General features: G+C 71.5%; 4 protein-coding genes and 2 pseudogenes. All 6 read left to right on the forward strand.

The features are described from left to right. Positions 1–236: 236 nt before the first annotated feature. Positions 237–2,987, forward strand: a complete 2,751-nt coding sequence (locus ACZ68P_RS35875; protein ID WP_471013556.1) for an AAA family ATPase — start codon at positions 237–239, stop codon at positions 2,985–2,987. A gap of 129 nt (positions 2,988–3,116) precedes the next feature. Continuing rightward, positions 3,117–3,950 carry an alpha/beta fold hydrolase gene (locus tag ACZ68P_RS35880; protein WP_468693793.1) on the forward strand — a complete coding sequence of 278 codons (834 nt, stop codon included), beginning with the start codon at positions 3,117–3,119 and terminating at the stop codon, positions 3,948–3,950. Positions 3,951–3,984: 34 nt separating this feature from the next. Further along, positions 3,985–4,458, forward strand: a complete 474-nt coding sequence (locus ACZ68P_RS35885) for a Dps family protein (protein WP_471013558.1) — start codon at positions 3,985–3,987, stop codon at positions 4,456–4,458. Continuing rightward, complete coding sequence (locus ACZ68P_RS35890; protein WP_471013560.1) at positions 4,458–5,618, forward strand: serine hydrolase domain-containing protein; 1,161 nt, start codon at positions 4,458–4,460, stop codon at positions 5,616–5,618. Before ACZ68P_RS35885 ends, ACZ68P_RS35890 begins: the two co-directional genes overlap by 1 nt. A 410-nt stretch (positions 5,619–6,028) precedes the next feature. Then, positions 6,029–6,868, forward strand: a pseudogene (locus ACZ68P_RS35895) (alpha/beta fold hydrolase). Positions 6,869–7,059: 191 nt separating this feature from the next. Then, a pseudogene (locus tag ACZ68P_RS35900) lies at positions 7,060–7,332 on the forward strand (transposase family protein); the annotation flags it as partial.

A 7,332-nucleotide genomic window follows, 5' to 3' on the forward strand; every position in this document is an offset into this window, starting at 1 on the left:
AGCGTCTCGTCGACGTACCGCCAGGCGGTGGCCTGGGACATCCCGGCGGCGGCTCGGTTCCGCCCATGTTGGACAGCGGTCATTCCCGCTCGGCGGCATGCATACCATTGCATGAACGGCATCCAGGCCGGGCTTCCAGGTCGCTCACCAGCGGCGATGCCGCCAGTTCGTCTGGTTCCGCAAGGACGCGGAGCCGTGGGGTGCTGGGGAGGTACAGAGAGAACGGGGGGTGCGGCATGCATCGGCGGGTGCTACTGGGGCGCGATACGGAGCGTCGCACGCTGGCTGCCCTGGTCGAGCAGGGGGCCGCCGGTTCGGGCGGCGCTACGGTGATCACCGGGGCGCCGGGGATCGGCAAGTCGGCGCTGGTCGCGGAGGCCGCAGGTGCGGCGGCACGCGGCGGGACCCGTGTGATCACCGCTGTGGGGGTCCAGTCGGAGGAGGACCTGCCCTGTGCGGGCCTGCACCAGTTGGTTCACCAACTGAGGGACGGAATCGACGACTTGCCGGGGCGTCAGCGCACCGCGTTGCTCGCGGCCGTCGGGCTCGTCGACGAGGCCGTACCCGATCTGTACCTCGTCGGCCTGGCCGCGCTGACCCTGCTGACGGACGCGGCGGCGAAGGCGCCCCTGCTGGTGGTCGTCGAGGACGCCCACTGGATGGACCGTGCCAGCATCGATGTGCTCGGGTTCGTGGCGCGGCGGATCGAATCCGACCCCCTCGTTCTGGTCGCCGTCACCCGGCGCCTCGACGACGGCCTCAGCAGCGCCGGCCTGCCTGTGCTGCACCTGGGCCCGCTGACGGACGAGGTGTCGGGGGAAGTGCTGGACGCGGTGGCCCCCGGACTGGGGCAGCAGGTCAGGCGGCGGTTGTTGGAGGAGGCCGCCGGGAACCCGCTGGCGCTGACCGAGTTGCCGGTCGCGCTGCAGTCGGTCGGCGGGGCGTACGCCCTCAATCCGGGTCCGCTGCCGCTGACCGCGCGGCTGGAGCGGACGTTCACGGCACGGGTCTCCCGTCTGCCGGCCGACACCCGCGCGGTCCTGCTCCTCTCGGCCCTCAACGGTGACGGGACGATGGAGGAATGCCTCGACGCGGCGACCCGGATGCTCGGGACGGCGGTCGACGTCGGTGCTTTCGAGGCGGCGATCGACGCGGGCCTGGTGGAGACCCAGGGGCTGGCCTTCAGACACCCCCTCGTCCGCTCGGCGATGCACCACGCCGCCACCGCCGTGGAGCGCCAGGCCGCGCACGCCGAGCTGGCCGCCGCGCTTCAGGGGCAGCCCGATCGGCAGGCATGGCACCGTGCCGCCGCCACCGCCGGTCTCGACGAGGGAGTGGCAGGGGATCTGGACTCCACTGCCGGCCGGGCCCTGCGGCGAGGCGGTGTCGCCGCAGCTCTCGCCGCGCTGAGGCGGGCGGCGGAACTGACGAAGGACCCCTCCGCGCAGGCGGACCGGCTGCTCCGGGCGGCGGAGCTCGCACTGGAGTCGGGCCAAGGAGACGTCGCGACGCATCTGCTGACCCTGGCGCGCTCACTGGACCTTTCGGTCCGGGACCAAGGCCGCGCGGCCTGGGTCAGCATCGCTCTGGCCGAGGGGACGCGGGGCGAGGGCGCCGCGACCGCCGAGCTGGCCGAGCTGGCGGTCGAGATCGCCGCCGGCGGCGAGTCGACCCTGGGGCTGCGCATGCTGTGGAGCGCGGTCCTGCAGTGCTTCTGGGGAGAGCCGGGTCCGGCCGCCCGCGAGCGGGTCGCCGCCGCTGCCGACCGGATGCCCGTGCCTGCCGACAACGCCGACCTGGTCGCCCTGCGTGCTTACTCGGCGCCGGTCGAGCGTGGGGAAGGGGCCGTGGAGGGCCTGGCGAGTCAGTTGGAGCGCTCCTCGGAGAACGCGGAGGGGGACCAGCTCCTGGGCGGCGCCGCCGTGACGGTGGGCGCTCCCGCCCTGGCGAGCCGGTTGACGGCGAGGTCGCTGGACGCCCTGCGAGCGCAGGGCAGGCTGTCGATGCTGGCCCGCGCCCTCTGCGTCCAGGCGGGCAGCGCCGCACGGCTGGGTGACGTCCGCGCCGGGTCCCTCGCCGCGGAGGAAGCCGCGTCGCTCGCCCGCGAGACCGGTCAGCCTCTTGTGCACGCGATGGTGAACGCCATCCGCGCGCAGCTGGCCGCCGTCAGCGGCGACCCGGCGGCAGAGGAATGGGCGGCGGAAGCCGAACGCGAGGCCCTTCCCAGCGGAGGGCGCCCGGTGCTGGCCATCATGCAGATGGCCCGCGGGCAGGCGGCCCTCTGCCAGGGCCGCTACGGCGACGCGTTCGGGCACCTGCACCGCGTCTTCGACCCGGCCGATCCCGCCTTCCACTCCTGGCTGCGCTTCTACGCGGTCGCGGAGCTGGTCGAGGCGGCGGTGCGCAGCGAATCCGCGGAGGTGGCACGCGGCATCGTGCGGGAGCTGACCCCGCTCGGGGAATCGACGTCTTCGCCCGCCCTGCTCTGCGGGCTGCGACTGGGCCGGGCCCTGCTGAGCCCGCAGGACGCCGCCGAGCCGCTGTACAGGGCGGCCCTTGACGCCGTCCCCACGGACTGGCCGTTCGAGGGGGCGCGGGCACGCCTCGCCCTGGGCGAGTGGCTGCGGCGTCACCGGCGGCCCGCGGAGTCCCGCGTCGCCCTCCAGGCCGCACGCGAGATCTTCGACGCCCTCGGCGCGTCGGCATGGGCGGAGCGGGCACGGCAGGAGCTGCGCGCCGCGGGCGCGTCGTCCCCGCGCCAGGATCCGGCCGCGGTCGATCGACTGACCTCGACCGAGCTGCATGTCGCGCAGCTCGCCGCGCAGGGTCTGACGAACCGGGAGATCGGCGAGCGGTTGTACGTCTCGCCCCGGACGGTGAGCACCCATCTCCAGCGGATGTTCCCCAAACTGGGGGTCACGTCCCGCGGCGAACTCGCCGCGGTGCTCGGCGGCACGACGACGTACCCCGAAAGCGCGGCCTCATGACGTACGCGGAAGACGCGGCACCATGACGTACGCCGGAGCCGTAGTCCGACGGACGCGGCCCGCCCCGCTTGATTCCTAGGTTTGTGCCATGCCCGGTACGCACACGGCGGACGGGCGGGAAGGCACACCATGGGAACCATCACTGTCGGCACCGAGGGCTCGACCGGCATCGACCTCTACTACGAGGACCACGGGTCGGGGCAGCCGGTCGTCCTGATCCACGGCTACCCGCTGGACGGGCAGTCGTGGGAGAAGCAGACCGATGCGCTGGTCAAGGCCGGCTACCGCGTCATCACCTACGACCGCCGTGGCTTCGGCCGGTCGAGCAAGACCATGACGGGCTACGACTACGACACCTTCGCCGCCGACCTGGACACCGTACTGACGCGGCTGGACCTGCGTGACGTGGTTCTCGTCGGGTTCTCGATGGGCTCGGGCGAGGTCGCCCGCTACCTCGGCGTCCACGGCTCGGAGCGGGTGGCGAAGGCGGCGTTCCTCGGTTCGCTCCAGCCGTTCCTGCTGCAGACGCCGGACAACCCCACCGGTGTGCCGCAGAGCGTCTTCGACGGCATCGCGGAGCAGGCGGAGGCCGACCGCTACGCCTGGTACGAGAGCTTCTTCGTCGACTTCTTCAACACCGACGAGACGCTCGGGTCGCGGCTCAGCGAGGCCGCGCTGCGGGCGAACTGGGCCACCGCCATCGATTCGGCGCCCATGGCGGCCTACGCCTGCGTCCCGGCGTGGCTGACGGACTTCCGGGCCGACGTGGAGCGCATCGACGTGCCGTCGCTGATCCTTCACGGGACCGCCGACCGCATCCTGCCGATCGACGCCACGGCCCGCGAGTTCCGCCGCCGCCTGCCCGACGCGCGGTACGTCGAGATCGACGGCGCTCCGCACGGGCTGCTGCTCACCCACGCGGCCGAGGTCAACGCCGCCCTGCTCGACTTCCTCGCCGCCTGAGAGCCGGCGCCCGTCACGAAAGGACCGCACTCCTGTGCCGGTTGTGAACAACCCCCTGCCGCAGCGCGACCGCGAGACCGCGGGAGCGGTGCTGCAGGCGACCCTGGCCGACCTGCTCGGCCTGTCCCTGGTGGCCAAGCAGGCCCACTGGAATGTGTACGGCCCGCGCTTCCGCTCGGTCCACCTCCAGCTCGACGAGGCCGCCAACGTGGCCCGGAACCACGCCGACACGGTGGCCGAGCGCGCGGCCGCCCTGGGCGTCAGCCCGGACGGACGGGCCGGGACCATCGCGAACGCCAGTGGAGTGCCCGCCTTTCCGCCGGGCTGGACCAAGGACGGCGACGCCGTCGACGCCTTGGTGCACGCGCTCTCCGCGGTGACCGAGAGGCTGCGTGAGCGCATCGTCGCGGTGGGCCCGGTGGATGTCGTCACCGAGGACCTCCTCGTCGGACTCACGGCCGATCTCGAGAGGCAGAGCTGGATGTTCCAGGCGGAGAACCGGGTCTGATGGGGGAGAAGAGCAGGGGCGTCGAGGGCACGAGCACCGACCGGTTCGAGCCGGTACGGGCGGCGCTGGCGGCACACCTCGAAGCCGGCGAGGAGCTGGGCGCGTCGATCGCCGTCGATGTGGACGGGGTCATGGAAGTCGACCTCTGGGGTGGCCACGCGGACGCGGCGCGGACCGTTCCGTGGCACCGGGACACGTTGGTGAGCCTGTGGTCGACCACGAAGACCCTCACCAGTCTCGCGGCCCTCGTCCTCGTCGACCGGGGCGCGCTGGATCTGCACCGCCCGGTCGCGCACTACTGGCCCGAGTTCGCCGCCCAGGGAAAGGAGCACATCGAGGTGCGGCACGTTCTGGCCCACACCTCGGGACTCTCCGGCTGGGAGCAGCCCTTCTCCGTGGAGGACCTCTACGACCGGCCCACCGCGAGTGCCCGGCTGGCCGCACAGGCACCCTGGTGGGAGCCGGGCTCCGCGTCCGGCTACCACGTCCAGACCCAGGGGCAGTTGGTGGGAGAGCTCGTCCGGCGGGTCAGCGGCCGCAGTCTGACGGAGTTCGTCGCCACCGAGATCGCCGAGCCGGCGCAGGCCGATGTCCAGATCGGCGCGCGACGGGCCGACTGGCCGCGTATCGCCGATCTGGTGACCCCCTCGCAGCCGGGCGGCATGCTCACGGGACTCGATCCCGAGGGGATCTTCACCAGGACGTTGCTCGGAAGCCCCGCGCGTGACGAGCACGTCGACACCCCGCAGTGGCGCTCCGCCGAACTCGGAGCCGTCAACGGACACGGCAACGCACGTGGCCTGGCCCGAGCGCTCTCCGTCGTCTCGCGGCACGGCCGGGTCAACGGCCGCCGGCTTCTCTCCGAGGAGACGGTGGACAAGGTGTTCGACGTCCAAGCAGACGGAGTCGACCTCTTCCTGGGCGTCCCCGTCCGCTGGGGCATCGGCTACGCCCTCGCCGATCCGAGGACAATGCCGCACATGCCCACCGGGAGAATCTGCTTCTGGGTCGGCAGGGGCGGGTCGATCGTCATGATGGACCTCGACCGGCGCGTCACGTTCTCGTACACGATGAACCGAGTGGGCGACGGGCTCCTCGGTTCGGAGCGCACGCACGACTACCTCAGGCACGTCTACGAAGTCCTGGAGGGTACCGGCTGAGGTGTGGCCGTAGGCTCCGCGCGGGGGACCCTACGGCCACACCGCCGTTCGTGCCGTCAACCGCCTCAAGATCTTTCGCGCGGTCGCCACACGCTGCGGGAAACGGCTCCGTATCCGCCTCGACGCCGTCGCACGCGCAGCACTCGTGATCTGACGCCGCACACCGACCACGGTCCGGGAAACATCGCGCAGGAACGCGAGTGAGCGGCCGTCATCCGGCTGAAGGGGAGCTCGCTCCCTCATCCGGTCGAGGCTTCCGCGCCCTCCGATCCGCGCTGCTCACGCGGCGCGGACGGACGCCCGTCCATCACGTACCGGCCAAACGACCCGGGCCCCGTTCCTCGACTCACCCAGTTGCCTCGCCTTTCGGTCCGTCGAACACCATTCATCGAACAAGAGGGATTTCACCCATGCGCAAGACCCACCTCGTCCGTCCGGGCAGCAGATCCGTACTGCTCGGTGTCACCGCGGCGGTCGGACTGTCCGTCGCCGCCGTCACCCTGCCCGCCGCGGCAGACGCCACGCCCCACCACCCCGTACGTCCGACGATCGTGCTGGAACACGGAGCGTTCGCCGACGCCGCGAGCTGGGACGGTGTCGTCACCCGGCTGCAGAGCGCGGGGTACCCGGTGGTGTCCGCCGCCAACCCGCTGCGTGGTCCGGCGAGCGATGCCGCTTACCTGCGCAGCGTCCTCGACCACATCGGCGGGCCCGTGGTCCTGGTCGGCCACTCCTACGGCGGCACCGTCATCAGCCAGGCCGCTGCGGGCCTCGAAGGCAAGGTGAAGGCACTGGTCTACATCGCGGCGTTCCTGCCGGACGAGGGCGAGAGCTCGATCGGGCTGACGGACTAGTTCCCCGGCAGCACCCTCGGCCAAGCCGTCGAGTCCGTCCACTACGTCCTGCCTGACGGTGGTCAGGGCGCGGACGTGTACATCAAGCCGGAGAAGTTCCGCGACCAGTTCGCCGCAGACGTGCCGAAGGACAAGGCCAGGCTCATGGCTGCGGGGCAGCGTCCGATCGCTGCCGCCGCTCTGGAGGAGAAGTCCACCCAGGCCGCCTGGAAGACGATTCCCTCCTGGTCACTGGTGACCACGGAGGACCGCAACATCCCAGTGGCTGCCCAGCGCTTCATGTCGGCCCGCGCCCATGCCCGCACGACGACCATCGACGCGTCACACGCGGTATCCGTATCCCGCCCCGAGGCCGTCACCCGCATCGTCGAGCAGGCGGCCCGCACGGTCCGATGACCGAGGGCCCCACCCTGACGCTCATCGTACGTCCCCGCACAGCGGGCCTGATACAGGTTCGGGTGACAGGCTGACCTGCCCCACCACCGCGGTTCCAGTTTCTGGTGACTGGACCTCTTCCATCCTGTGCTGGGCGGCGAAATGGGCTGGTCAGCGGGCGCGGTGACGAGACAGAGACCCTGGTCGTTGGCGTGATGATTCCACCCACCAGGCCAACGACCGAAGGGGCTCTGGATGTGTTCGTATCCTGCCGTGCTCGGCGTCCCGCATGAGCTGGTCGAGCATGTTTCCTGACTGCTGCAGGAACACCGCCGGGCCCGCAACACACGCTGGCGCAGGCTCGGTTGCTTCCGGCAGGCGCTGCTCACCCTGGTCCATCCGCGGAAGAACGAGACGTTCTCGCGGCTCGGAAGCCGGTTCTTGGGATCCGAGGCCACCGCCTGGCGGTACGTCGACGAGACGCC

Source organism: Streptomyces sp. NPDC036822 (assembly GCF_055609145.1).